The organism is Duganella sp. AC917 (genome assembly GCF_979258245.1).
Genome location: NZ_OZ409848.1, coordinates 4,725,009 through 4,750,528, shown reverse-complemented (window position 1 = coordinate 4,750,528; position 25,520 = coordinate 4,725,009). Strand labels below are relative to the sequence as shown.

At 63.4% G+C, this 25,520-nt stretch carries 25 protein-coding genes; 17 read left to right on the top strand and 8 right to left on the bottom strand.

Annotated elements, in window-relative coordinates; genetic code table 11:
* Positions 1–64: 64 nt before the first annotated feature.
* Positions 65–2,155: an ATP-dependent DNA helicase RecG gene (gene recG, locus ACZ0BA_RS20735; protein WP_463453080.1), complete on the bottom strand. Its 2,091-nt coding sequence runs from the start codon at positions 2,153–2,155 to the stop codon at positions 65–67.
* Positions 2,156–2,302: 147 nt separating this feature from the next.
* Between recG and queA the strand changes: the two genes are divergently transcribed.
* The 6 genes from queA (at position 2,303) to ACZ0BA_RS20705 (ending at position 9,580) form a co-directional block, all read left to right on the top strand.
* Entirely contained in the window at positions 2,303–3,328 is a 1,026-nt protein-coding gene (queA, locus tag ACZ0BA_RS20730) for a tRNA preQ1(34) S-adenosylmethionine ribosyltransferase-isomerase QueA (RefSeq protein WP_463453079.1), read from the top strand.
* A gap of 13 nt (positions 3,329–3,341) precedes the next feature.
* Positions 3,342–4,481, top strand: a complete 1,140-nt coding sequence (gene tgt, locus ACZ0BA_RS20725; protein WP_463453078.1) for a tRNA guanosine(34) transglycosylase Tgt — start codon at positions 3,342–3,344, stop codon at positions 4,479–4,481.
* A 126-nt stretch (positions 4,482–4,607) separates the two neighbouring features.
* Positions 4,608–4,940: a preprotein translocase subunit YajC gene (gene yajC / locus ACZ0BA_RS20720; protein ID WP_463453077.1), complete on the top strand. Its 333-nt coding sequence runs from the start codon at positions 4,608–4,610 to the stop codon at positions 4,938–4,940.
* A gap of 81 nt (positions 4,941–5,021) precedes the next feature.
* Positions 5,022–6,929 (top strand): protein translocase subunit SecD, encoded by a 1,908-nt coding sequence (secD, locus tag ACZ0BA_RS20715; RefSeq protein ID WP_463453076.1) that lies wholly within the window; start codon positions 5,022–5,024, stop codon positions 6,927–6,929.
* 15 nt (positions 6,930–6,944) lie between these two features.
* Positions 6,945–7,967 (top strand): protein translocase subunit SecF, encoded by a 1,023-nt coding sequence (gene secF, locus ACZ0BA_RS20710; RefSeq protein WP_463453075.1) that lies wholly within the window; start codon positions 6,945–6,947, stop codon positions 7,965–7,967.
* A gap of 92 nt (positions 7,968–8,059) precedes the next feature.
* Complete coding sequence (locus tag ACZ0BA_RS20705) at positions 8,060–9,580, top strand: hypothetical protein (protein WP_463453074.1); 1,521 nt, start codon at positions 8,060–8,062, stop codon at positions 9,578–9,580.
* Positions 9,581–9,623: 43 nt separating this feature from the next.
* Here the strand turns inward: ACZ0BA_RS20705 and ACZ0BA_RS20700 are convergent, their stop codons facing one another.
* Together ACZ0BA_RS20700 and ACZ0BA_RS20695 are read right to left on the bottom strand one after the other, a co-directional pair.
* Complete coding sequence (locus ACZ0BA_RS20700; protein ID WP_463453073.1) at positions 9,624–10,154, bottom strand: GNAT family N-acetyltransferase; 531 nt, start codon at positions 10,152–10,154, stop codon at positions 9,624–9,626.
* A complete protein-coding gene (locus ACZ0BA_RS20695; RefSeq protein ID WP_463453072.1) occupies positions 10,151–11,050 on the bottom strand; it encodes a LysR family transcriptional regulator in 900 nt (299 codons plus the stop codon). The genes ACZ0BA_RS20700 and ACZ0BA_RS20695 overlap by 4 nt, the downstream gene beginning before the upstream one ends.
* Before the next feature lie 104 nt (positions 11,051–11,154).
* Between ACZ0BA_RS20695 and ACZ0BA_RS20690 the strand changes: the two genes are divergently transcribed.
* Both ACZ0BA_RS20690 and ACZ0BA_RS20685 read left to right on the top strand, forming a co-directional pair.
* The gene (locus tag ACZ0BA_RS20690; protein ID WP_463453071.1) at positions 11,155–11,754 is read left to right on the top strand and encodes a chromate transporter; all 600 of its coding nucleotides are present in this window, start codon (positions 11,155–11,157) and stop codon (positions 11,752–11,754) included.
* A complete protein-coding gene (locus ACZ0BA_RS20685) occupies positions 11,747–12,280 on the top strand; it encodes a chromate transporter (RefSeq protein ID WP_463453070.1) in 534 nt (177 codons plus the stop codon). The genes ACZ0BA_RS20690 and ACZ0BA_RS20685 overlap by 8 nt, the downstream gene beginning before the upstream one ends.
* A 6-nt stretch (positions 12,281–12,286) precedes the next feature.
* On the opposite strand, the gene ACZ0BA_RS20680 is transcribed toward ACZ0BA_RS20685, so the two are convergent.
* Positions 12,287–13,258 carry a helix-turn-helix domain-containing protein gene (locus ACZ0BA_RS20680; protein WP_463453069.1) on the bottom strand — a complete coding sequence of 324 codons (972 nt, stop codon included), beginning with the start codon at positions 13,256–13,258 and terminating at the stop codon, positions 12,287–12,289.
* A 180-nt stretch (positions 13,259–13,438) separates the two neighbouring features.
* Here ACZ0BA_RS20680 and eat point away from each other — a divergent pair, with 180 nt between their 5' ends.
* The 6 genes from eat to ACZ0BA_RS20650 are packed head-to-tail and all read left to right on the top strand — an operon-like array spanning position 13,439 to position 19,341.
* Entirely contained in the window at positions 13,439–14,818 is a 1,380-nt protein-coding gene (eat, locus tag ACZ0BA_RS20675; RefSeq protein ID WP_463453068.1) for an ethanolamine permease, read from the top strand.
* Between the two features lie 17 nt (positions 14,819–14,835).
* Positions 14,836–15,645: a TorF family putative porin gene (locus tag ACZ0BA_RS20670; RefSeq protein ID WP_463453067.1), complete on the top strand. Its 810-nt coding sequence runs from the start codon at positions 14,836–14,838 to the stop codon at positions 15,643–15,645.
* A gap of 37 nt (positions 15,646–15,682) precedes the next feature.
* Positions 15,683–17,074, top strand: coding sequence for an ethanolamine ammonia-lyase subunit EutB (locus ACZ0BA_RS20665; RefSeq protein WP_463453066.1), 1,392 nt, complete (start codon positions 15,683–15,685; stop codon positions 17,072–17,074).
* A 14-nt stretch (positions 17,075–17,088) separates the two neighbouring features.
* Positions 17,089–17,961, top strand: coding sequence for an ethanolamine ammonia-lyase subunit EutC (eutC, locus tag ACZ0BA_RS20660; protein ID WP_463453065.1), 873 nt, complete (start codon positions 17,089–17,091; stop codon positions 17,959–17,961).
* Positions 17,962–17,965: 4 nt separating this feature from the next.
* Complete coding sequence (locus ACZ0BA_RS20655; RefSeq protein ID WP_463453064.1) at positions 17,966–18,661, top strand: helix-turn-helix transcriptional regulator; 696 nt, start codon at positions 17,966–17,968, stop codon at positions 18,659–18,661.
* A gap of 59 nt (positions 18,662–18,720) precedes the next feature.
* Complete coding sequence (locus ACZ0BA_RS20650; RefSeq protein ID WP_463453063.1) at positions 18,721–19,341, top strand: glutathione S-transferase family protein; 621 nt, start codon at positions 18,721–18,723, stop codon at positions 19,339–19,341.
* Positions 19,342–19,521: 180 nt separating this feature from the next.
* Here the strand turns inward: ACZ0BA_RS20650 and ACZ0BA_RS20645 are convergent, their stop codons facing one another.
* From ACZ0BA_RS20645 to ACZ0BA_RS20635, 3 genes are all read right to left on the bottom strand, one after another.
* Positions 19,522–20,358 (bottom strand): HDOD domain-containing protein, encoded by an 837-nt coding sequence (locus tag ACZ0BA_RS20645; protein ID WP_463453062.1) that lies wholly within the window; start codon positions 20,356–20,358, stop codon positions 19,522–19,524.
* A gap of 119 nt (positions 20,359–20,477) precedes the next feature.
* Complete coding sequence (locus ACZ0BA_RS20640; protein ID WP_463453061.1) at positions 20,478–20,762, bottom strand: hypothetical protein; 285 nt, start codon at positions 20,760–20,762, stop codon at positions 20,478–20,480.
* Positions 20,759–21,187: a MarR family winged helix-turn-helix transcriptional regulator gene (locus ACZ0BA_RS20635; protein WP_463453060.1), complete on the bottom strand. Its 429-nt coding sequence runs from the start codon at positions 21,185–21,187 to the stop codon at positions 20,759–20,761. The genes ACZ0BA_RS20640 and ACZ0BA_RS20635 overlap by 4 nt, the downstream gene beginning before the upstream one ends.
* 135 nt (positions 21,188–21,322) lie before the next feature.
* On the opposite strand from ACZ0BA_RS20635, the gene ACZ0BA_RS20630 reads away from it, so the two are divergent.
* Both ACZ0BA_RS20630 and ACZ0BA_RS20625 read left to right on the top strand, forming a co-directional pair.
* Positions 21,323–22,237, top strand: coding sequence for a DMT family transporter (locus tag ACZ0BA_RS20630; protein WP_463453059.1), 915 nt, complete (start codon positions 21,323–21,325; stop codon positions 22,235–22,237).
* A 29-nt stretch (positions 22,238–22,266) separates the two neighbouring features.
* Positions 22,267–23,217 (top strand): GlxA family transcriptional regulator, encoded by a 951-nt coding sequence (locus tag ACZ0BA_RS20625; RefSeq protein WP_463453058.1) that lies wholly within the window; start codon positions 22,267–22,269, stop codon positions 23,215–23,217.
* Positions 23,218–23,233: 16 nt separating this feature from the next.
* Here ACZ0BA_RS20625 and ACZ0BA_RS20620 read toward each other — a convergent pair whose 3' ends face one another.
* Positions 23,234–23,887, bottom strand: a complete 654-nt coding sequence (locus ACZ0BA_RS20620; protein ID WP_463453057.1) for a DUF1349 domain-containing protein — start codon at positions 23,885–23,887, stop codon at positions 23,234–23,236.
* Positions 23,888–24,194: 307 nt separating this feature from the next.
* Here ACZ0BA_RS20620 and ACZ0BA_RS20615 point away from each other — a divergent pair, with 307 nt between their 5' ends.
* Positions 24,195–25,439: an acetylornithine/succinyldiaminopimelate transaminase gene (locus ACZ0BA_RS20615; RefSeq protein ID WP_463453056.1), complete on the top strand. Its 1,245-nt coding sequence runs from the start codon at positions 24,195–24,197 to the stop codon at positions 25,437–25,439.
* Positions 25,440–25,520 lie beyond the last annotated feature (81 nt).

The following is a 25,520-nucleotide window of genomic DNA, read 5'->3' as shown; positions in this document are numbered from 1 at the left end:
TACCTGCAGCCGGAGTTCGTGGTGGATCTGGCGAACCGCTTTTATATGTGCTTTTAAACCGTCCTCACACTTTCAGGAATTCTTCGCGGCCGCCGAGCCATCTTGCCAGATGGGCTTCCACCGTGGCGGCTTTTTCGGCGCTGTCGGCGTGCAGCAGGTCGTGCGCGACATCGCGTGCCTGATCCACCAGCCAGCCATCCGTCTCCAGATCCGCGAACCGCAGCATCGCCTGCCCCGATTGCCGCGCGCCGAGGAATTCGCCCGGCCCGCGTATCTCCAGGTCGCGCCGCGCGATCTCGAAACCGTCGGTGGTTTCGCGCATCGTCATCAGCCGCTGCTTGGCGACGCCGCCCAGCGGGCTTTGGAACAACAGCAAACACACACTGGCCGCCGAACCCCGCCCCACACGCCCGCGCAACTGGTGCAGCTGCGACAGCCCGAAACGCTCCGCATGTTCGATCACCATCAGCGACGCATTCGGCACGTCCACGCCAACCTCGATCACCGTCGTCGCCACCAGCACCTGCATTTCATTGGCGATGAAGGCATCCATCACCGCCTGCTTCTCGGCCGGCTTGAGTCGCCCGTGCACCAGGCCCACACTCAGATCCGGCAGCGCTTCGGCCAGCAGCGCGTGCGTGTCGGTCGCCGTTTGCAGTTGCAGCGCTTCTGATTCCTCGATCAGCGGACAAACCCAATACACCTGCCGGCCTTCCAGCGCCGCCGCGTGCACGCGTTCGATCACTTCGTCGCGCCGGTTCTGGTCGATCGCGCGCGTGACGATCGGGCTGCGCCCGGGCGGCAGCTCGTCGATGACCGATAATTCCAGATCGGCGTAGTAGGTCATCGCCAACGTGCGCGGGATCGGTGTGGCCGACATCATCAGCTGATGCGGAATTGCGCCCTCGTTGCCTTTGTTACGCAACGTGAGCCGCTGACCGACGCCGAAGCGGTGCTGCTCGTCGACGATCACCAGACCCAGATTGGCGAAGATGACCGCTTCCTGAATCAGCGCGTGCGTGCCGATCACCAGCTGCGCCTCGCCCGATTCGATCAGCGCATAGGCGGCCAGCTTGTCCTTTTTCTTCAGGCTACCCGTCAGCCACGCGACCTTGACGCCCAACGGCTCCATCCACGCGGCGATTTTGCGGAAGTGCTGGTCGGCGAGGATTTCGGTCGGCGCCATCAGCGCGGCCTGGAAGCCGCTGTCGATTGCTTGCGCCGCCGCCAGCGCGGAGACCACCGTCTTGCCGCTGCCGACGTCGCCCTGCAACAGCCGCTGCATCGGATACGGGTGGCGCAGGTCGGCGCGGATTTCGTTGAGCACGCGTTGCTGCGCGCCGGTCAGTTTGAACGGCAGCGCGGCCTGGAAGCGCTCCGACAATGCGCCGACCACCTTCAGCGCGGCGGCGCCCTTGGAGCGGCGCGCGCGTTGGGCGCGTTTGAGCGACAGCTGCTGCGCCAGCAGTTCGTCGAACTTCACCCGCGTCCACGCCGGATGCGAGCGATCCGCCAGCGCGTGCTCGTCCACCTGCTGCGGCGGATAGTGCAGCAGCCGCACCGCCGGTTCGAAGTCCGACAGCTGCATCTCGGCGCGCAGCTCGGCCGGCAAGGTGTCGGTCCAGTCGACACGATTCATGGCGTCGCCGATGGCGCGGCGCAGGATCGGTTGCGACAGGCCTTCGCCCGACGGGTACACCGGCGTCAGGGACGTCGGCAGCGGGGCGCCTTCGTTGATGACTTTATAGGCAGGGTGCACCATCTCGGCGCCGAAGAAACCGTGCTTCAGTTCCCCGCGCGCGCGCACCCGCGTGCCTTCCGCCAGCTGCTTGACCTGGCTGCCGTAGAAGTTCATGAAGCGCAGTTGCAGGTCGCCCGTTTCGTCGGCGATGTGCACCAGCAGTTGCCGGCGCGGCTTGTAGCTGATTTCATTCTTGACCACCACGCCCTCGACCTGCGAGGTGTCGCCGCCGTGCAGGCGCGCCTCCTCGATGGTGATGACCTGGGTTTCGTCCTCGTAGCGCATCGGCAGGTGCAGCACCAGATCCATGTCCGTGTGCAGGCCGAGCTTGGCCAGCTTGGCTTCCGGGCTGACGGTCTTCCTGGCAGGTTTCGAAGCGGGTTTTGACGCGGGCTTTGATGGAATCACAGGCATATTCGGGCGTTTTTCGGGCACTAGCGTAAAATAGAGGGTTGCCCGTGACAAATCAATGGCAATAACGCCGGTATTGTAAGGCTACCCACACGCATTGGTATGCATGGCGTAGCCGATTTTCTTCAACAGTTTCCAGAAGTCCGCAAAATGTACTTGCTTTCCGATTTCGATTTTAACCTGCCGCAAGAACGTATTGCGCAATTCCCGCTGCCGGACCGCAGCGCTTCCCGCCTGCTGCATCTGGACGGCGAGACGATTGTCGACCGCCAGTTCGCCGATATCGTCGGCCTGCTGCAGGCCGGCGACCTGCTGGTGATGAACGACACCCGCGTGCTGAAGGCGCGTTTCTTCGGCGTCAAGGAAAGCGGCGGCAAGATCGAGGCCCTGGTCGAGCGGGTGCTGGACGACCGCACCGTGCTGGCACAGGTGCGCGCTTCCAAGTCGCCCGGCCCCGGCGTCAAGATCCGCCTGGCCGACGCCTTCGACGTGACGGTGGGCGAGCGCGCCGGCGAGTTCTTCACGCTGCATTTCGACGCCGACGTGTTCGAGCTGATCGAGGCGCACGGCCGCCTGCCGCTGCCGCCGTATATCGAGCACGACGCCGATTCCTTCGACGAGACGCGCTACCAGACCGTGTTCAACAAGGTGCCGGGCGCCGTGGCCGCGCCGACCGCCGGCCTGCATTTCGACGAAAAGCTGCTGGCGGAACTGAAAGCCAAGGGCGTCAACTTCGCCTATGTGACCTTGCACGTGGGCGCCGGCACCTTCCAGCCGGTGCGCGCCGAGGTGCTGTCCGAGCACAAGATGCACACCGAGTGGTACACCATGCCGCAGGAAACCGTGGACGCGGTGCGCGCGACCCGCGCCGCCGGCCGCGACGTGGTGGCGGTGGGCACCACCAGCCTGCGCGCGCTGGAGTCGGCGTCGCAAAGCGGCCAGCTGGAGGCCGGCAGCGCCGACACCGCGCTGTTCATCACGCCGGGCTACCGGTTCAAGACCGTCACGCGCCTGATCACCAATTTCCACCTGCCGAAGTCGACCCTGCTGATGCTGGTGTCGGCCTTTGCCGGTTACGAACCGATCCGTGCTGCCTACGCCCACGCGATCGCCAACGAATACCGCTTCTTCAGCTATGGCGACGCCATGTTGCTGACGACGCAAGCCCGAGCATAATAAGGAATAATCAATGTTGGAATTTACGCTACACAAGACCGATAGCAGCGGCCTGACCAAGGCCCGTCGCGGCGAAGTCAAACTCAACCACGGCGTGGTGCAGACCCCGATCTTCATGCCGGTCGGCACCTATGGCTCGGTCAAGGCGATGTCGCCGCTGGAATTGAAGGAAATCGACGCCCAGATCATCCTGGGCAATACTTTCCACCTGTGGCTGCGCCCGGGCAACGACGTTATCTCCAAATTCGGTGGCCTGCACGACTTTATGGCGTGGGACAAGCCGATCCTGACCGATTCCGGCGGCTTCCAGGTATTTTCGCTGGGCGCGATGCGCAAGATTACGGAAGAGGGCGTGCATTTCAACTCACCGATCAACGGCGACAAGCTGTTCCTGTCGCCGGAAGTGTCGATGCAGGTCCAGCGCGTGCTCAATTCCGATATCGTGATGCAGTTCGACGAATGCACGCCCTACGAAATCGACAATCGCCCCGCCACTCTTGATGAGGCGGCAAAGTCGATGCGCATGTCCTTGCGCTGGGCGCAACGGTCGAACGACGAGTTCCATCGAGGCGGGAACCCGAACGCGCTGTTCGGCATCGTCCAGGGCGGCATGTTTGAAAACCTGCGCGATGAGTCGCTGGCCGGCCTCGAAGAGATCGATTTCCCGGGCCTGGCCATCGGCGGCCTGTCGGTCGGCGAACCGAAGGAAGACATGATGCGCATCCTGGCGCACGTCGGCCCCAAGCTGCCGGCCAACAAGCCGCACTACCTGATGGGTGTCGGCACGCCGGAAGACCTGGTGGCGGGCGTGTCGAATGGCGTCGACATGTTCGACTGCGTCATGCCTACCCGTAACGCCCGCAATGGTTGGCTGTTCACCCGCTTCGGCGACATCAAGATCAAGAACGCGCGTTATAAGGATGATAAGGAACCGCTAGACAGCACCTGCTCGTGCTACGCCTGCCGCAACTTCTCGCGCGCCTACCTGCACCACCTGAACCGCACCCAGGAGATCCTGGGCGCGCGGCTGAATACCATCCACAACCTGCATTACTATCTGGACATCATGCGCCAGATGCGCGAGGCGCTGGATGACGACCGTTTCCACGCCTGGACCCTGCAATTCCACGCGGAACGGGCACGCGGCATTTAATTGTCTGTGCGAATGTTGCAAGTCTTGTAAAAAGAATTCAACCACCCATATGACTGGAAGTCCTTTCGGCTTCCGGCCAGTGCTAGAATACAGCGCTGTTTTTTCAAACTATTATCGGAGTCACCTGTGTTTATATCCAACGCGTATGCCCAAAATCCACTCGACGCCCTTGGCGCGACCGGCGGCTTTCTGGGCCAATATGGTTTCCTGATTCTGATGTTCGTGGCGATGTACTTCCTGATGATTCGTCCTCAGCAGAAGCGCGCCAAAGAGCAAAAATCCATGATGGAAGCGCTGGCCAAGGGTGACGAAGTCGTTACCGCCGGTGGCGTTCTCGGTCGTATCTCGAAGATTTCCGACCTGTACATCACGCTGGAAATCTCCAGCGGCGCCGAACTGGTGGTGCAGAAGAATTCCGTGACCATGGTGCTGCCGAAAGGCACGCTCAAGGCGCTGTAACCGGCTCCAGGCCACGGCCCGCTTCTCTACCGATAAGCGGGCCGTATTGCATCCGACGCCTAACCCTGAACGTTGAACAATATGAATCGCTACCCCGTCTGGAAATACATACTCATTGCCGTGGCCATCCTGCTCGGTGCGCTGTACTCCGCGCCCAATTACTTCGGCGAATCGCCGGCGGTGCAGGTGACCAGTGGCAAGTCGACGCTCAAGCTGACGTCGGACATGATCGCCAAGGTCGATGAAGTGCTGACCCGGGAAAAAATCCCGCACAGCGAGCTGAACTTCGATGGCACCGGCACCTACGCCTCGGTGCGCGTGCGCTTCCCCGATCCCGACACCCAGTTCCGCGCCAAGGCCGTGCTGGAGAAGGGCCTGAACGCCGATCCGACCGATCCATCGTATTTGGTCGCCCTGAACTTGCAGTCCGACACCCCGAAATGGATGCAGAAGCTCGGCGCCACGCCGATGCACCTCGGCCTCGATTTGCGCGGCGGCGTCCACTTCCTGATGCAGGTCGATACCAAGGCCGTGCTGACCAAGCGCGTGCAAGGCATGCAGGCGTCCGCCCGCAGCCTGCTGCGCGACAAGAATGTGCGCCACGCCGGCATCGAACGCGTCGGCGACACCATCGTCATCAATTTCCGCGACGACGCCACCCGCCAGAAGGCCAAGTCCGTGCTGGGCGACCAGCTGCCGGACGTGACATTTGCCGATTCGGGCGACGGCTCCGACCTGAAAACCGTGATGAGCCTGAAGCCGGCCTCGATCAAGAAGACCACCGATGAAGGCGTCAAACAAAACATCGCCACCTTGTCCAAGCGCGTGAACGAGCTGGGCGTGGCCGAACCGATCATCCAGCAGCAAGGCCCGGACCGCATCATCGTCCAACTGCCTGGCGCGCAGGACGTGGCGCGCGCACGCGCCGTGATCGGTCGCACCGCCACCCTGGAAATCCGCATGGTCGACGAATCGATCACCCCGGGCACCGAACTGACGTCGTCGATTCCGCTGAACTCGGAACTGTTCACCGTCGGCAAAGGCGTGCCGGTTGTGCTGAGCAAGGACGTGATCCTGACCGGCGACTACATCTCCAGCGCCACCGCGCGCCAGGACCAGAACGGCCAGCCGGCCGTCAGCATCGACCTCAACGGCGACGGCGGCCGCCGCATGCGCGACGCCACCCGCGACCGCATCGGCAAGAAAATGTCCATCGTGCTGACTGAAAAAGGCAAGCCGGAAGTATTGTCGGTCGCCACCATCCAGGCCGAACTGGGCAGCAGCTTCCAGATCACCGGCATGGGCAACTCCGAAAACTCCGCCGAACTGGCGCTGCTGCTGCGCTCGGGCGCGCTGGCCGCACCGATGGAAGTGATCGAAGAACGCACGATCGGGCCGCAACTGGGCGCCGAGAACGTGGACAAGGGCCGTCACTCGACGATGTACGGCTTTGCCGCCGTGGCCGTCTTCATGATCGCCTACTACATGATGTTCGGCCTGTTCAGCGTGATCGCGCTGGCGTGCAACCTGTTGCTGCTGGTGGCCTTGCTGTCGCTGCTGGGCGTGACCCTGACTCTGCCGGGTATGGCCGCTATCGCGCTGGCGCTGGGTATGGCGATCGACTCGAACGTGCTGATCAACGAGCGGGTGCGTGAAGAACTGCGTGCCGGCGCGTCGCCGCAGTCGGCCATCGCTGCCGGCTTCGACCACGCGTGGGCCACCATTATCGACTCCAACGTCACCACGCTGATCGTCGGCCTGGCGCTGCTGGTGTTCGGTTCCGGTCCGATCCGCGGTTTCGCCGTGGTGCACACGCTCGGTATCCTGACCTCGATGTTCTCCGCCGTGTTCATCATGCGTGGCGTGGTCAACCTGTGGTACGGCCGCAAGAAGAAGCTGCAATCGATCGCCATCGGTACCATCTGGCGGCCGGATAATGCGGCTGGCGCGGCTGGCGGCAAGGTCGCGACGCGTCCTGATACCAAATAATTCGAGGCATATTCCATGGAATTTTTCCGCATTAAAAAAGACATACCGTTCATGCGGCATGCGCTGGTGTTCAACGTCATTTCGGCGTTGACCTTTGTCGCGGCCGTGTTCTTCCTGTTCCATCGCGGGCTGAACCTGTCGGTGGAATTCACCGGCGGCACCGTGATGGAGCTGAAGTACGCGCAACCGGCCAATCTTGAAGCCATACGGGCGTCGCTGCGCGGCATCGGCTACGAGCACCCGGAAGCGGCCGGTTTCGGCACCGCGCACGACGTGTTGCTGCGTCTGCCGGTGGTGAAGAACATCACCGCCAAGGATGCGTCGCAACAGGTCTATCAGACCTTGTGCACGGCTGAAAAAGGCACGCTGACCCAGATCGACAACGTCAACGCCAAGGGCGAGCACATCGTCAAGCAGGCTTGCATGGGCGCCAATAACGTCGAGCAGGTGGAATTGCGCAAGGTGGAGTTCGTCGGTCCGCAGGTGGGCGACGAGCTGACCCAGAACGGCCTGAACGCGCTGGTGATGGTGATCATCGGCGTGATGATCTACCTGGCCATCCGCTTCGAGTGGAAGTACGCCGTGTCGGCGATTATCGCCAACTTGCACGACGTGGTCATCATTCTCGGCTTCTTCGCCTTCTTCCAGTGGGAGTTCTCGCTGACGGTGCTGGCGGGCGTGTTGGCGGTGCTCGGTTACTCGGTCAACGAATCGGTGGTTATTTTCGACCGGATTCGTGAAAACTTCCGCAAGCAGCGCAAGGCCAGCGTGCACGAAGTGATCGACAGCGCAATCACCTCGACCATCTCGCGTACCATCATCACCCACGGCAGCACCCAGATGATGGTGCTGGCGATGCTGTTCTTCGGCGGCCCGACCCTGCACTATTTCGCCATGGCGCTGACCATCGGTATTCTGTTCGGTATCTACTCGTCGGTGTTCGTTGCCGCCGCTATCGCCATGTGGCTGGGCGTCAAGCGCGAAGACCTGATCAAGCCGGTCAAGGAAAAAGACGAGACGGATGGTGCGGTCGTTTAAGAACGCATAATCTTATTGTTTTGCCAGTAAAATCCTCCCATTAGCCTGAACGCGCTCAAGATCGCGCTCAGCGCACATGGGAGGATTTTTTTATGTGGTATCGATTACTGGCCGGCTTGCTGTTGTGCTTTTCCGCCCACGCTGCGGATCTGCAAAGCGATTCGACCCGCCAGCCTCCTGACGGCGAGGATGCGGAAACCAGCGCGCGCACCGCGATCGCCACCGAAACCGGCAAGCTGCTCCAGGCGCGCGACTACGCCGGCCTGGAAAAGCTCCACCGCAAACTCAATAGCGACAAGGTGCGCACGCCGTCGGGCGTGTGGGGGCTGGCGGTGTTTTACGCCACGCTGCGCGACTATCCGCCACGCACGCGCGAGATGGCCTACTGGCAGCGGGAGGACGCGCAGGCGGCGCGCTGGTCCGCCCAATTTCCCCGTTCCGAGGTGGCGCCGGTCTTTCAGCTCTACCTGAAGCAGAACCGTGCGTTGGCCTTCCGTGGCAACGGCAACTACGCCGACATCCGCAAGGAGGACATCGCGCCGATGCAGCAGGCCGTCAAGGAGGGCCTGGCGTTGATCGACGCGCGAGGCAAGATACCGCTCTCCAAACGCGACAAGCCCGATGGCGGCTGGTATCGCGCGCGGATGGACATCCTGGCGTATTCGGAGTTGTTCCACTCGCATTTCAGCTACGCGTGGGAAGCGGCCGCCAAGATGGTGCCGGACTATCACGAGGCCTACTTCGCGGCGGCTTACTACTCGCTGCCGAAGTGGAACGGCGCGCCGGACGCGGTCGAGCGCATGGCGCGGCTGGCGTCGACCGGCTCTGGGGCCGACCGCGACGCCATGTACGCGCGCGTGTACTGGTATCTGAACCAGACCGAATATCGGGGCAAGATCTTCGAGGACAGCATGGTCGACTGGGACGATATGAAGACCAGCTTCGACGCGCTGGTGCGCGCCTACCCGGACCCGTGGAACCTCAATGCCTACGCTTACTTCGCGTGCAAGGCCGGCGATTACGATGTGATGTCCGCGCTGCTGAAGCGCATCGGCGAAAAAGTGGTCTACGGCGTTTGGGGGGACGGCGGCGAGCGGGAATATCAGCGCTGCGCAAAGAACATCGACGCGGACACGCGCAACTTCGCGGCGGACATGGCGGCGCGCACCAAGCGGCTGCAGGGACGGCAGTACGATAGGCTGATCGGCTACGCCATCGCCCAGCGCGACCGCTTCCGCAACGAGGAAAGCCTGCGGGCATTGCAGTCGGCCGACGAAATCGGCCGCAAGCTGTGGAACCGTCCGGGCATGAGGGTCTACTTCCACAAGGCGCGCGCGCTGGAAAATCTGGCGCGCTACGACGAAGAAATCGAAGCATTGCAGGAAGGGCTTAAATCGCAGCCGGGCTATCCAAGCGCCATATTCCAGATGGGGTTGGCCTATGAAGGTTTAAAGCGCAAGGACGACGCTCGCGAGCAGTTCGCGCTCTCCGCCCAGCGCATCAGGGAGGAACTGGCCAAGCCGGGTGTCGAACGCACGGCCGAGGTGGAAAAAGAGCTGGCACGCATGCGTACGAAGCTGGTCGAATACAACATCGACCCCACTGGCATCTAAGCCGATCGAGCGCGGTCGCGCAACGGCGCGCGGCGGCCCGACCTTACGGCACCAGCGAAAAAACGTGCGCCGCCACGGTCTGATCTCCCAGCTTTAGCCGGTTGCGCGCCAAGCCCTCATGCAGCGCTCCGAGCTTCAAGGCCAGCGCGAAGCTGGCGGTGTTCTCCGCCGCCACGATAATCTCGACCCGCGTCTGCCCCAGCTCTCCGATCGCATAGTTTGCGAGGGCCGTGGCGGCCGCGAAGGCAGCACCTTGCCGTTGCGTGGATTCGCGTATCCAATAGCCGAGATTGCAGAAATTGTGATCGGCGTTGAACTGGTTCAGCCCCGCACCACCGACCACGCTCACGCCATCGGGCAGGAAAATCCCGAATTCGTGCGCCGTGCCTTTGTCACGGCAGGCATCGCAATGCGCGAACCACGCCAGCGCTTCCTCCTCGGTATAACCGGCGGCAGCCCACGGCATCCATTTACCGACGGTGGCTGTCGACTCGCGCACGAACGCGGCGAAGGCCGGCGCGTCGGATGCGGTGTAGGGGCGCAGCAGAAAGCTATTGGCGTGCAGGGTCGTCATTTTCTCTCCTGGTTAATTTTGATCATGTTATACAGTGCCTGCGCCGCCGGCGATAGATGTCCCGACTTGCGCGTGATCAAAGCCAGCTGGCGCGAGATGGTCGGTTCCTTCAACTTGATCACGCGCAGGCGCGGGTAGGTGCCCTTTTGGATCGCCAGATTCGGTACGATGGCCGCCGCCACGCCGGCCGCCACCAAACCGATAGCGGTGGAGCTACGCTGCACCTCGTACTGAAACTGCAGGCTCAGATTCATGCTCTTGTCGCCCAGGTAGCTGTCGAGCAGCGCGCGGTTGCCATTGACATCGCCCGAGAAGATCAGCGGGTAGGGTTGTATCTGCACCCACGTCAGCGAGCGGCGCTTGGCCAGCGCGTGGTCGTCGCGGCAGAGCAGCACGAATTCATCCTGCACCACCGGCACCGAGATCAAATCCGGATGCGTACTGCCGGACAGGTTGATGCCGAATTCCGCCTCGCGGCTCAGCACCGCTTCGGCCACGCGCGCGGATGCGTGGTCGAGTATCTTGACGCGGTTCTCCGGAAAACGCGCGGAGTACTCGCGGATAATCTCGGGCAGGAATTGGATGCCGGCGGTCGGCACGCTGGCGATCGAGATGTCGCCGCGCTGCGCCTTGCCGGTCTCGCGGATTTCCGTCAGCGTGGACGACAGCTCCTGCAGCAGCCTGCGCGCCTGCGGCAGGAAGTCCTTGCCGATGCTGGTCAGCGCGATGCTGCGCGTGGTGCGTTCGACCAGCATCACGCCGAGGAAGTCCTCGAGGTTGCGCAGCCGCTGCGTCACCGCCGTTTGCGTTACGTGCAGCGTGTCCGCCGCTTTCTGAAAACCGCCAAAGTCTGCGATCGCGACAAATGCCTGCACGCCGAGAATATCAATCTTCATCAAATACTTTCATCAACTTAATGAATGAATGGTCTAAATAAATTCATTGTACTTATATTTGGCGAGGGAGGAAAATTCCGCCATCGAGTCCAGGAGTACATACCATGCACACCCAGGCAGCCGCGCTGACCGAGCGCGCAGACCAATTGTCACCAGCGACGATTTTCTTCGTCTTTTCCAGGCTGGCGCTGATGGGCTTTGGCGGCGTGATGCCGTTCGCCTACCGCGCGCTGGTCGAGCAGCACAAATGGCTGACGGCAGAGGAATTCGCCAAGTGCATGGCGATGAGCCAGATGCTTCCCGGGCCGACCGTGTGCAACGTCGGCCTGATGGTCGGCAACCGCTATGCCGGCATCGCCGGCGCGCTGGCGGCGGTAGCGGGCTTGATCCTCGGGCCGTTCTTCATCGTCATCGGGTTGGGTGTGGTGTATCAGCAGTTCGGTGACCTTGAAATCATGCGGCGCGCGATTGGTGGCATGGCCGCCGTCGCCGCTGGGCTGATCCTGGCGACGGCGGCGAAGATGGCGATGGCAATGTTCGCCAAGGCCCATTGGCGGCGCAAGCACGATCAATTGAAGCTGCTGATGATGGTGCTGGCCTTCGTCGCGCTTGGGCTGCTGAAGTGGCAGCTGGCGCTGGTGTTCTGCGTGCTGGCGCCGTTGGGCACCGCCGCCGCTTATCTGCTGGGAGACAAACATGAATGAGCAATCGCCTGTCGGTGAACTGTCTCTGCATATCGCGCTGATGTCGCTGATGGCGGTCGGCGGCGGCGTGGTGCTGCTGGCGCCGCAGGTAGGACAGTATGTGGTCGAAGGCCAGCACTGGCTGACCAACGAGCAGTTCTCGGCCGCCTACGCCATCGCCCAGGCGGCGCCCGGTCCCAACCTGCTGTTCATTTCATTGGTGGGATGGCTGATCGGCGGCTGGTCCGGAGCGATCATGACGACCATTGCCGTGATCGTGCCGTCCACACTGTTGACGCTCACCGCCGTGCGCTTGCACGCCGGACGCGCGGGAAGCCGGTTGTCGCGCGCGCTGGGCGAGGCGTTCGGCCCGATGTCGATCGGCCTGATGGCCGCCACCGCGTGGCTGTTCACCGGCATCTCCAACACCGACTGGCGCGCCGATGTCGTGACGTTGTTGTCGGCGCTGATCCTGCTGCGCACCAAGCTCAATCCGGTGGTGTTGATCGCGCTCGGCGCCGCCGCCGGCGCGCTGCAAATCATCTGACCATTGCTACTGCGCGCGCGCCTTCAGGGTCGCCGAGGGACACAAACCAAACAGTTTTCTATAGTCGCTGGAGAACTGGCTGAAATTACTCAGACCCCAGGCGTCGGCGACATCGCCTATCGCCACCTCGCCCGGCGCGCCGTCGTTCAGCTGGCGGCGCACGCCGTTCAGCCGCATCATGCGCAGGTACAGCATGGGACTCATGCCCAGCACATCCTCGAAACAATATTGCAAGGTGCGCCGGCTCACGTGCACCTGCTCGCACAGCTCCGGCACGGTGATCGCCTCGCTGCGATGATCGTGGATATAGTCGCGCGCCAGCGCCACCACGCGCCGGCGCCGTTGCAGGCTGGCGGCGAGCTCCGGTTCCACGCAACGGTGATCGAGCATATCGAGCAGCGCGAGCAGAACGCCTTGCTGCCACTGCGGGTCCGCCTCACCGGATGTCGGCTGCGTTTCATCCGGCAGCAGTCGCGCCAACGTGCGCAGGAAGGCCGCGCGCTCCGCAGCGTCGACCTGCAGCAAGTCGGCCGACTGCACGCGTTGCCAGTCGATCTGGCAGCCGTGCGCCTGCGCGGTATCGGTCAGCAACTGCCGGCTGGCGACGATGCCGTAGATACTGTAGTCACTCGGCGTGACTAACTCAAACTCAACATTGCCAGACTGCACCATGATTGAATCGGCCCCGGTCTGGCGGCCGTTGATGCGCGTGGCCGCCGCGTGGTCGGGCAGGCCGAACCAGATGGCGTCCGGCCACACGCGGCACGATTGCCGCACCGACTGGCTCAGGCGTTCGCGGAACACTTGCAGCTGGGGTAACTGACGTTCCGTCAGGGCACCGCGAAACAGGCCCGAGCTGATCTGGTCGTAGCGCTGCTGCCAGTTGGTCAGCTCGCTGGCCAGTTCGTCGGCGTCGTGCGCCAGCACCGTGCGCACATCGCGCGCATGGTGCAACAACTGTGTTGCAGTCTGGTGCATATCAATTCCCCCGCTGTTGTATTTCCCATCGCCGCCCGGCAGAGCTGCCTCAAGTTTGCCGATTTTCGATAACGGCCCGCCATGCCCCGCTTCTATACTGAAATTCGCAGCAACTTCCATACCCGCCCGGATCAGGCGTCCCATCCGGGCCTTAGACGCGGCTAAATTAGGGGAAAAAATATGAACGCAAAACAGGCAGCCGGCAAGCCCGCGCTGCAGCAGACGCTGAGCACCTTCCAGCTGTGGGGCATCGCGGTCGGCCTGGTCATCTCCGGTGAATATTTCGGCTGGAGCTATGGCTGGGCATCGGCCGGCACCCTCGGCTTCACCATCACCGCGCTGTTCGTCGCGGCGATGTACACCACCTTCATCTTCAGTTTCACCGAGCTGACCACTTCGATCCCGCACGCCGGCGGACCTTTCGCCTACAGCAAGCGCGCCTTTGGGCCGACCGGCGGCTATCTGGCAGGCGCCGCCACGTTGATCGAGTTTGTGTTTGCCCCGCCGGCCATCGCGCTGGCGATTGGCGCCTACCTCAACGTGCAATTTCCGCAGATCGATCCCAAGCTGGCGGCGGTCGGCGCCTACCTGGTGTTCATGACGCTCAACATCGTCGGCGTGCAGGTGGCCGCGACCTTCGAACTGCTGATGGCCTTGCTGGCGATCTTCGAGCTGCTGGTGTTCATGGGCGTGGTCGCGCCGGGCTTCTCGCTGGCCAACTTCACCAAGGGCGGCTGGTCCGGCGCGGACAGCTTTAGCCTGGCCTCGGTGCCGGGCATGTTCGCAGCCATCCCGTTCGCCATCTGGTTCTTCCTGGCGATCGAAGGCGTGGCGATGGCGGCCGAAGAAGCCAAGGACCCCAAACGATCGATTCCCATCGCCTACATTAGCGGCATCATTACCCTGGTGCTGCTGGCGATCGGCGTGATGGTGTTCGCCGGTGGCGCGGGCGACTGGACCAAGCTGGCTAACATCAACGACCCGCTGCCGCAGGCGATGAAACTGATCGTCGGCGAGAACAGCGGCTGGCTGCACATGCTGGTGTGGCTAGGGTTGTTCGGTCTGATCGCCTCGTTCCACGGCATCATCCTTGGCTACTCGCGCCAGATTTACGCGCTGGCGCGCGAGGCCTATCTGCCGCATTACTTCGCCAAGATTCACCCGCGCTTCAAGACGCCTCACCGCGCCGTGCTGGCCGGCGGCGTGGTCGGCATTGCCGCCATCTACAGCGACGAGTTGATCAAGATCGGCGGGCTGACCTTGACCGCCAACATTGTCACCATGTCGGTGTTCGGCGCGATCACGATGTACATCATCAGCATGCTCAGCCTGTTCAAGCTGCGCCGCACCGAGCCGCACATGGCGCGTCCGTTCCGGGCGCCGTTCTACCCGCTGTTCCCGGCGATCGCGCTGGCTGGCGCGCTGGTGTGCATGGGGACGATGATCTATTACAACCCTTTGATCTTCGCGCTGTTCGTCGGCTTCCTTGCCGCCGGCTATGTGTTCTTCCTGTTCACCAAGGACAGCCGCCAGCAGCACGCCGCGTTGGACCCAATTTAATCACTGGAGCACACCAAATGTCTAAAACGATCATCATGCTGGCTTGTGCCGCGTTGTTGTCCGGTGCCGCGATGGCGGCCGATCCCGTTCCGGCCGCGGCGGCGCCCGACTGGACCGAGAGCGGCAACGTCACCGTTGTTTCCGACTATCTGTTCCGCGGCATTTCGCAAACGCAGGCCAAGCCGACCATCCAGGCCACCCTGGACTTCACGCACGCAAGCGGCTTTTATGTTGGCCTGTTCGGCTCGGGCGTCTCGCATGCGGCGTACAACAATGGCGCCGGTTCCGAGATCGACGTCTATGGCGGCTATCGTCACAGCCTGAACGCCGACACCGTCATCGACGCCGGCCTGGTGACATACTGGTTCCCCGGCGCACATTACGCGACCGGCGGCAAGGACATCAAGTACCATACGCAAGAGGCCAAGCTCGGCGTGAACCTTGGCGCATTCAATGCCTACGGCTGGGTGTCGCTGAACAAGCGCTGGTTCGGCTTCACGATCCAGCCGACTACGGGCGAGCTGGTCGATACGCGCGGCACCTTGTACGGCGAAGTGAACTGGAATCCGGAACTGGCGCCGGGCCTGGTGTTGAACCTGCACGCGGGCAAACAGAACGTGCGCCACATGAGCGAGTTCAACTTTTATGATGTGAAGGCGGGCGTGACGAAGACGATGGACAAATGGGCGTTCTCGGCGGCGGCGGTGTACAACAGCGGCGACGCCAGCAAGAACGGCACGCCGTTGTGGACGTTCTTCAACGCCGACGGCAGCAGCAAGAATGTGGTGCAGAAGCGGTTGCTGGTAACGGCCACCCGCACGTTTTAGGCTGGAATTGGCACTGGAATTGGGATCGGAGACACGAATGAGCAGCTTCTCGCACACGGTCGGCATCAAAACCTACCAGTTCCGCGATCTCAAGGACCTGATGGCAAAAGCCACGCCGGCCCGTTCCGGCGATTACCTCGCCGGCTTGGCGGCCGCCAGCGCCGAAGAGCGCGTCGCCGCGCAAATGGCGCTGGCCGATCTGCCGCTGACGCTGTTCCTCAACGAGCTCGTCATCCCGTACGAGCAGGACGAAGTCACGCGCCTGATCATCGACGAGCACGACAAGGCCGCCTTCGCCCGCATCGCCCACCTGACCGTCGGCGACTTCCGCAATTGGCTGCTCGGCGACGCGGCCGATGAAACGACCCTGGCCGCCGTCGCCGCCGGCATCACGCCGGAGATGGCGGCGGCCGTCTCCAAGATCATGCGCGTCCAGGACCTGATCCTGGTGGCGAAAAAATGCCGCGTCGTCACGCGCTTCCGCAACACCATCGGCCTGGAAGCGCGCATGGCCACGCGCCTGCAACCCAACCATCCGACGGACGACGCCACCGGCATCGCCGCCAGCGTGCTCGACGGCCTGCTGTACGGCAGCGGCGATGCCGTCATCGGCATCAATCCGGCCACCGACAACGTCCCGCAGGTGATCAAGATCGTCACCATGCTCGACGAAATCATCGCGCGCTACGGCATCCCGACGCAGTCGTGCGTGCTGACCCATGTCACCAACACCATCGCCGCGATCGAGCGCGGCGCGCCGGTCGACCTGGTGTTCCAGTCGATCGCCGGCACCGAGGCGGCCAACGCCAGCTTCGGCATCAACATCGCATTGCTCGACGAGGCGCGCCACGCCGCGCTGTCGCTGCAACGCGGCACGGTCGGCAACAACGTCATGTATTTCGAGACGGGGCAGGGCAGCGCGCTGTCGGCCAACGCGCATCACGGCGTCGACCAGCAAACCTGCGAAACGCGCGCCTACGCGGTTGCCCGCAAGTTCCAGCCGCTGCTGGTCAACTCGGTGGTCGGCTTCATCGGTCCCGAGTACTTGTACGACGGCAAGCAGATCATCCGCGCGGGGCTGGAGGACCATTTCTGCGCCAAGCTGCTGGGCCTGCCGATGGGCTGCGACGTCTGCTACACCAACCACGCAGAGGCCGACCAGGACGATATGGACATGCTGCTGACCCTGCTGGGCGCGGCCGGCTGCACGTTTGTCATGGGCATTCCGGGCTCGGACGATATCATGCTCAATTATCAGACCACGTCGTTCCACGATGCGCTGTACGCGCGCCGCGTGCTGGGACTGAAGACCGCGCCGGAATTCGAGGCGTGGCTGAAGACGATGCAGATTTTCACCGACGACGAACGCGCGACGTTAGGCACCGGCATGCCGGTGGCGTTCCAGCGCGCGCTGGCCAGTTTGACCTAACGCACAGGAATTCCATGGACGATGCGGAGAGCAAGATCATTGTCGGCCAGCCCCAGCCTCAGTCCCAGCCAGCAGAGGGCGACGACAGCGTGGTGAGCGCCAACCCCTGGCAGTCGCTGCGGCGCTTCACCGCCGCGCGCATCGCGCTGGGCCGCAGCGGCGTCAGCCAGCCGACCGCGCCGCAGCTGGCGTTTCAACTGGCGCACGCGCGCGCACGCGACGCCGTCCACCTGGCGCTGGACCAGGCCGCGCTGGGCGAGGCCTTGCTGGCCGCCTGCGGCCTGCGCTGCCTGGCGCTGCACAGCGCGGCGGCCAGCCGCGACATCTACCTGCAACGTCCCGACCTCGGCCGCCGGCTCGACGACGCCTCGCGCGAAGCCCTGCTGCGGCGGCGGGCGGCCGAGCCGGGCGACTACGACCTGGCCATCGTCATCGCAGACGGTTTGTCGGCGCTGGCCATCGAACAAAACGCCGTCCCCTTCATCAAGATCCTGACGGCGCGCCTGGCGCAGGACGGCTGGACGCTGGCGCCGCCGGCCATCGTCGGCCAGGGCAGGGTGGCGGTGGGCGACGAGGTGGGCGACCTGCTGGGCGCGCGCGCGGTGGTGGTGCTGATCGGCGAGCGCCCCGGCCTGAGCTCGCCTGACAGCATGGGCCTGTACCTGACCTGGGCGCCGAAGAGCGGCTTGACCGACGCCAGCCGCAATTGCATCTCGAATGTGCGTCCGGCGGGCTTGACCTACGACGACGCAGCGTTCAAGCTTCACTATCTGTTGTCCGAAGCGCGCAAACGGCAATTGTCGGGCGTCGCGCTCAAGGATGAAACGGCCACCGACAACCACGCACTGGACGCGCCACAGCGCAACTTCCTGCTCGATAACGACTAACAACATGAGCCGATCCGGCCGACTTTTTTTGCTGATGGACGCGATGCGCGGTTACCGCCGTCCCGTCACCGCCGCCCGCCTGGCCGAACAGCTGGGCGTTTCCGAACGCACGATCTACCGCGACATCCAGACCCTGTCGAGCCTTGGCGCGCCGCTGCAGGGCGAAGCCGGCGTCGGCTACATGCTGAAGGCGGGCGGATTCCTGCCGCCGCTGATGTTCGGGCCCGACGAACTGGAGGCGCTGGTGCTGGGCGCGCGCTGGGTGCGCCACCAGGGCGACGAAGGACTGGCGGCGGCCGCCACCAGCGCGCTGGCCAAGATCGCCACCGCCACGCCCAAGGACCTGCGCGACGACATGGCCGAAACCAGCCTGTGGGTGCCGGTGGGCGCCAACTGCGACCGGACCGCCGACGTCCACGTGCGACCGGTGCGCGAAGCGATCCGCTACCAGCACCGGCTGCGGCTCGGTTACCGCGACGAGAAGGGCGCACCGTCGGACCGCATGGTGTGGCCGTTCGCGCTGGCGTTTTTCGAGGGCAGCCGCATGCTGGCCGCGTGGTGCGAACTGCGCATGGCGTTCCGCCACTTCCGCATCGACCGCATCGCCGAAGTGGAGACCACGGGCGAACGCTACCCCGCGCGCCGCCACGACTTGCTGCGCACATGGCGCCAGGAACACGCGATCCCGGAAGACTCCTGACAAAAACTGTCGCGGGGTGGCCGTACGATGCAGTCCTCACCCACTCATCGGAGCAAGCCATGCGACTCTTCCAACACTCTATTTCCTCCAACTCGCGCCGCGTGATGATGGCCGCCCAATACATGGGCACGCCGCTGGACCTGACCGAGGTCAATCTGATGAACCCGGACGACCGGCGCCTGCTGGCCGAGCTCAATCCCAATGGCAAGCTGCCGATATTGCAGGACGGCGACTTCACCTTGTGGGAATCGTGCGCCATCATGCAATACCTGGCCGACCGCACGCTTGGGCAGACGCTGTACCCCGATAACATCATGGCGCGGGCCGATATCAACCGCTGGATGTTGTGGGCGTGCCAGCACTGGTCGCCGGCGATCAGCTACCTGGCGTTCGAACGCATCTGGAAAGGGATGATCGGCCAGGGCGGGCCGGACGCGGACATCGTCGCCCGCGCCGAGCTCCAACTGGCGCAGTTCGCGACGGTGCTCGACGGCCATCTGGCGGGACGCGAATGGCTGGTCGGCGACAAGCTGAGCCTGGCTGATCTGGCGATCGCGCCGGGGCTGATGTACATCGAACAAGCGCAGCTGCCGGTCAAGCAGTACGCAAACATCATGGCGTGGTTCGAGCGCGTGCGACAGCTCGACGTGTGGAAAAATACCGAACCCGTCTGGTGGTAATGAATGTAGCCGCTATGTGAAATGGCGCACAGAGCAGGGCAGCAGGGGCAGGTATTCTTGAACTGTCTCCTCTGGAGGAGATCCCTAGTTTTGGACTTTGCCCGCTACCAAGCGGGCTTTTTTTTGCCCGCTGCTCGGGTCAGGTCCACCGTTTCTACACGAGCTTGACGCTGGCAGGCGTTACAGCATCAGCACCGCATACAAGGATTGCACCTCATGCGCCGATTCGGTCATGATCGCGTGCAAGGTCCCCTCGCCGACGACGAAATCGATGGTGCGCGCGCCCTGCAAAGTGGTGGCGCCCGGCCGCTGATACAGCGGCGAGTGCACCGGCGACAAATCATTGGCCAGCAGCAGCGTGTCGCCTAGGGTTTCCGGCGGCAGCGCGCGCAAGCCCAGCCACATCGCCTCGATCGATTTATACACGCTGTCCGGCACGCCCAGCTTGGCCAGCACGCCACGGCCGATGTCGATCTCGCCATGCTCGACCCAATCCTCCGGCTCGCCTTCCATCGCTTCCGGATAGTCGGCCGCGCGCGACAGCATGTAAAACCCCGCCACCTCATGCACGATGCCGGCAAACAGCGCGGTGTCGGGATCGACGTGCGTGACGCGCCGCGCGATCACCTGCGACAGCGCGGCCACATGCGCCGTGTGTTCCCACAATTGATTGATTTTGTCCTTGAGCACCGGGTCGGAAACCTGGCTGCCGATCTGGCGCACGATCAGCGCCGCGACCAACGATTGCAAGGTGCGCACGCCAAGTCGCTGGACGGCCGCGCGGACGCTGGAGATTTCAGTACCGGAACGATTGTAGGCGACCGAGTTGGCGATGGCGACGCTGCGCGCTGCCAGCAACGGGTCTGCCTGGATGAGTTTTGCCGCCGATTCGACGTGGCAGTCCGGGTCGCTCAGCGCCTGCTGCAGCCGCAGCGAGGCGTTGACATTGGCCGGGAACGTCAATTCCCCCCGGCTCGCTTGAGCGGCGATAGCTTTAAAGGCGTCGAGTCTGTCCATCACAAAAATTATACGCTCGAATATTGCCTTGGAGCATTTATTCGAAAAATACTTTTGTGCCGCGCCACACCGGCCCAGCCCGCCGGCCGCCGTCCGCCGCCCCCGCCGGGGCGCGTCGATTACTGCTGTTCGCTGAAGATGGCGTCGCAGCCGTCGACGATGTCGTCGGAATCTTGCAGTTCGTCGGTCAGGCCGAGGTCGAACAGTTCTTCGACGGCGTTCATAAAGCTATTGTGCTTGGTGGCGCCGATCAGGCGATAGATCTCGCCGTCCTCGTTGCGCACGCCGATCAGCAGCTTTTCTTTGCGCACTTCGTCCGGGGTATCGACGTTGAGCAACAGGTTGCCGATGATGTGTTTGTCGAATTTTGCTGGCTTTTTGCCTTCGAGCAGAGTCGTTTTCAAATGTTTTCCTTGGTTGGGTCGGGGGTGGACGGGCATCCGGCGTCGCTGGCCGTCATCACAGTTTTGAGCTTGGACAGGTGTTTTTCAAGGGCCGCGAGATCTTCCTCGCGATAATCGCTGAACAACGTCCTGCCCATCTCCATCATCCTGGGGAAGGCGGCGTCGAACGTCGCCTCGCCGGCGCCCGTCAGGCGGACAAAGAAAGAACGCTTGTCGCAGTCGTTGCGCTGACGCTCCACCAGCCCTTTTTGTTCCAGCCGTTCGATCACGCCGGTCAGCGTGCCCTTGGTGATCAGCGTTTTTTCGCCCAGTTCCTTATACGACATGCCGGCCGTGTTGCCCAGCGTGGCGATAATGTCGAACTGCGGATGCGTCAGACCGCTCTGGCGTGCCCGTTCGCTGGAGAGCCGTTCAAAGCCCTGCATGCACTCGGCCAGTAACCGGATACTTTTCAGATATCGTTCACCCATAGACCATGATTATAGCTGGTTCGCAATTTGCGGCTTGGACGGGTACACTGTGCGCCACAATAATTTATAACCTGATTGATAATAAAAACCATGCCACATCACTTGCGCGGCGTTGTCGCGTTGCTCATCGTCACCCTGGTCTGGGGCACGACCTTTCCGGCGATGAAGGACATGACCGGCTACCTGTCGGCCAGCTGGATCGTACTGAGCCGCTTCGCCATCGCCAGCCTGTTGCTGCTGCCTTTCCTGTGGCGCGCCAGGTGGAACGATGTGCGCTGGGGCGTGCTGGCCGGTGCGGTGTTGTTTCTCTGCTACGTGTTTCAGATCGAAGGACTGGCGCTGACCACCTCCAATCGCAACGCCTTCGTCACCGGCCTGAATGTGTTGGTGCCCCCGCTGATCGGCGTGCTGACGGGGAAAATACTCGAGCGCCGCATCGTCGTCGCGCTGGTGCTGGCGCTGGCCGGCCTGTTCGCGCTGTGCTGGGAGGGCGGTTTCGTGTGGGGACGCGGCGACACCCTGGCGCTGCTGTGCGCGGTGTTTTTCGGTCTGTATGTGGTGCTGATGGCGTCGACCACCCGCAAAGTCGAGAAGCTGATGGTGCTGACGGCGTCGCAGATCGTCACGGTGGCGCTGTGCTCGGCCGTCTGGCTGCTGCTGCGCGAGGTACCGCTGGGCGCGGCCGAGCGAGCCCAGGACCTGCCCAACTACGTGAGCTACATCCGCACCGGGCTGGAGAACTACGCCGTCAACATCGTCTACCTGGGTGTGGTGGCCACGGCCGCCATCATCTCGCTGCAAACCTGGGGCCAGCGCCACAGCAGCGCCAACGAGGCGGCGGTGATCTACGCGTTCGAACCCGGCTGCGCGGCGATCTTCGCCTACTTCTGGCTGGGCGAAACGCTGGCTTGGAACGGCCTGCTCGGCGCGATCCTGTTGATCTCCGGTATGATCGTCAGCCAGTGGAGCACCGAGCGCCCGGCCGCCGCGCTGGCGCCCGAATAAGCACTATAATTCCCCGATGACGATCTCCGATGTCTTTCGCTAACCTTTCCCGGCTCGCCCAGCAACGCCCGCTGCGCATGCTGCTGGTGAACGCGGGCGAGGCCGACGCCATCACCTGGGCCGGCCTGGTGCAGCCGCTGCGGCTGGCCGCGACCCTGCTCGGCAAGGACGCCCTGCATCTGGAAACGATGACGCCGGCTCAGCTGGTGTTGGCCAGCCCGTCGCAACACCACCTGGCGCTGCTGGTGGCCGACGAGAACCAGTTGCCGATGGCGCCCGAGCTGAGCCGCGCGGTGATCGAGCGTTGCCGCGCGGCCGACTACTGGGGCGGCGTCGGCGCCGGCGTGCTGTGGCTGGCCGAGGCCGGCCTGATGGCGGGCGTGCGCGTCGCGCTGCCGTGGGCGCTGTACGCGGATACCGAGCACATCAACGACCGCGCGATCCTGACCCCGCACTTGTTCGAGCTCGACGGACGACACTTGAGCTGCTGCGGCGGCGCCGCCAGCATCGACTTCTCGCTGACCCTGATCGAATGCCTGTTCGGCGCCACGGTGCAGGCCGCCCTCAAGGAGGCGCTGTGCGTCGAACGCGTGCGTGGTCATGAGGAGCGCCAGCGGGTGGCGTTGCAAGCCCGTTTCGGCGCCTTGCAGCCGCGCCTGTCCGAAGCGGTGACCCTGATGGAAACCAATATCGAGGAACCGCTGTCGACCGACGACATCGCCAACCTGGTCGGCCTGTCGCGCCGCCAGCTCGAGCGCTTGTTCAAGCAATACCTGAGCAGCCTGCCTTCGCGCTATTACCTGGAACTCAGGTTGCAACGCGCGCGCCAGCTGCTGCTCGAGACTAACCAATCGATCGTCCAGGTCGGACTGATGTGCGGCTTTTCGTCCGGGTCGCATTTCTCCACCGCGTTCGGCGCGCTGTTCGGCAACACGCCGCGCGAGGAGCGCCAGCGCAAGCTGGCCAACCGCCCGGCCTGAATCACGCCGCGACCATTTACTCCCCTTGCCAGAAATCCTTGAAGGTAGCGTTGCGGAACTTGATGTCGGAGAACTGCGCGCTGAAACCGTCGCCGTCCGGCGATTGCGACGAGAAGCCGACCTTGACGCTGGCCGCTCCCGGCAGGCTGAAGCTGCGCACCATGCTCCAGGCGGCGCCGTCCGGCGAGGTGTAGAACACAAACATGTCCTTGCGCCGCACCACCTTCAGATATACCGTGTCGCCCGGCCGCACCCCGTGGTGGGCGTCGTCGCCGACGCCCTTGGCCACCGTGCTCGAGATGCCGGCCGCGCCGGTCCTGGCGAACTCGAACAGCAGCTTGGCCCAGTTGGTGCGGTCGCCGTAGACGATCAGTGCGGCGCCGTTGAACGGATGGTTGGCGCCGGCTTTGACCTTGGCTGAAAAGATGAAGTCGCCGGCCGGCTGGAACAGCACGCGCGGGGTCTTGTCGGCAACTTCGGTGCCGTCGGTGTTGGCGTACAGGTCGGTGCCTTTTTTGGCCTGCAGCACCAGCGCCTTGTCCTTGACGCTGGCCGCGCCCAGATCGAGCTGCGATTCCAGCGCGAACGGCAGCGTGTCGATCGCCAGCTTGCCGTCCTTGAGCGTGGCCTCGCTGGCGTGCGCCTGCGCCGCCATCAGTGCCGCCGCCATGGCAAGCGCCCCAAACCCGAACCTCTTATCTCGCAACATGTGATGCCTTCCGCTGTGATTGGCGTGTGCACGCCGTGGGCCGCCCGCCTGGATGGAAGCGCTCCCATAATGTTAAGAGAAAAATAACAGCAGCGCGCCGCGATGTCAACAAAAGATGGGATTCCTCCTATGGCGGGGCGACTTTTGCGTGGCGATTTTGAAAATGCCTGTCGCGTATTCGAAAGTAGCGGTTGGCTGTCCTGCCTATAATGGCGCAACGCCAGCAATCTCTGCTGGCTGCCCCACTAACATTGGATGAGGAAATGCCATGAACGCCAAGCTAGATACGACCGTAACGACCCGTCCTGTGACTCGTCAGACGTTTGACGAAGTCCTGGTGCCTACGTACGCACCCGCAGCGATGGTTCCGGTCCGAGGCGCTGGCCTGGACCTGTGGGACCAGAATGGCAAACACTATCTGGACTTCACGTCCGGCATCGCCGTGGCGTCGCTGGGCCACTGCAATCCGATCGTAGTGGAGGCGTTGACCCGTCAGGCCAACACCCTGTGGCACCTCGGTAACGGCTACACCAACGAGCCGGTTCTGCGCCTGGGCACCGCGCTGACCGAAGCGACGTTCGCCGACCGCGCGTTCTTCTGCAACTCCGGCGCCGAAGCCAACGAGGCGGCGCTGAAGCTGGCGCGCAAATACGCGCACACCAAATTCGGTCCGCACAAATCGCGCATCATCTCGTGCTACCAGTCGTTCCACGGCCGCACCTTGTTCACCGTGTCCGTCGGCGGCCAGTCGAAGTACACCGAAGGCTTCGAGCCACTGCCGCCGTCGATCGACCATATCGCCTATAACGATATCGAAGCGGCGCGCGCCGCCATCGGAGACGACGTCTGCGCCGTGATCGTCGAGCCGTTGCAAGGCGAAGGCGGCGTGGTCCCGGGCGACAAGGCTTACCTGCAGGCGCTGCGCGACCTGTGCACCAAGACCGGCGCGCTGCTGATCTTCGACGAAGTCCAATGCGGCATGGGCCGCACCGGTGAGCTGTTCCACTACATGACCTACGGGATCACGCCGGACGTGCTGACGTCGGCCAAGGCGCTGGGCAACGGCTATCCGATCGGCGCCATGCTGACCACCCACGAACTGGCCAAGACCCTGGGCGTCGGCTCGCACGGCACCACCTACGGCGGCAATCCGCTGGCCGCGACCGTGGCGCTGACGGTGCTCGAGACGATCAACCAGCCGGCGTTCCTGGCGCGTGTGAAGGAAGCCGGCGCCAAGCTGCGCGGCACGATGGAAAAGCTGATCGCCGATTACCCGCAAGTGTTCACGCAAGTGCGCGGCGCCGGCCTGCTGCTTGGCATGGTGGTCACCGACGCATGGAAAGGCCGCTCGAAGGACATCCAGAAGGCCGCCGAAGGCAATGGCCTGATGGTGCTGATCGCGGGCATGGACGTGGTGCGTCTGGCGCCTGCGCTGATCGTCTCCGACGCGCAGATCGCTGAAGTCGACCGCATCCTGCGCCTGTCGCTGGACGGCATGATCGCCGCAGCCTAAGAAGTAGACGCGGCGGACCTGTTCCGCCGCTTTTCATTTGTGACCCGGCGCATTCCGATGCGCCGGGCCGCTTGCGTTGAC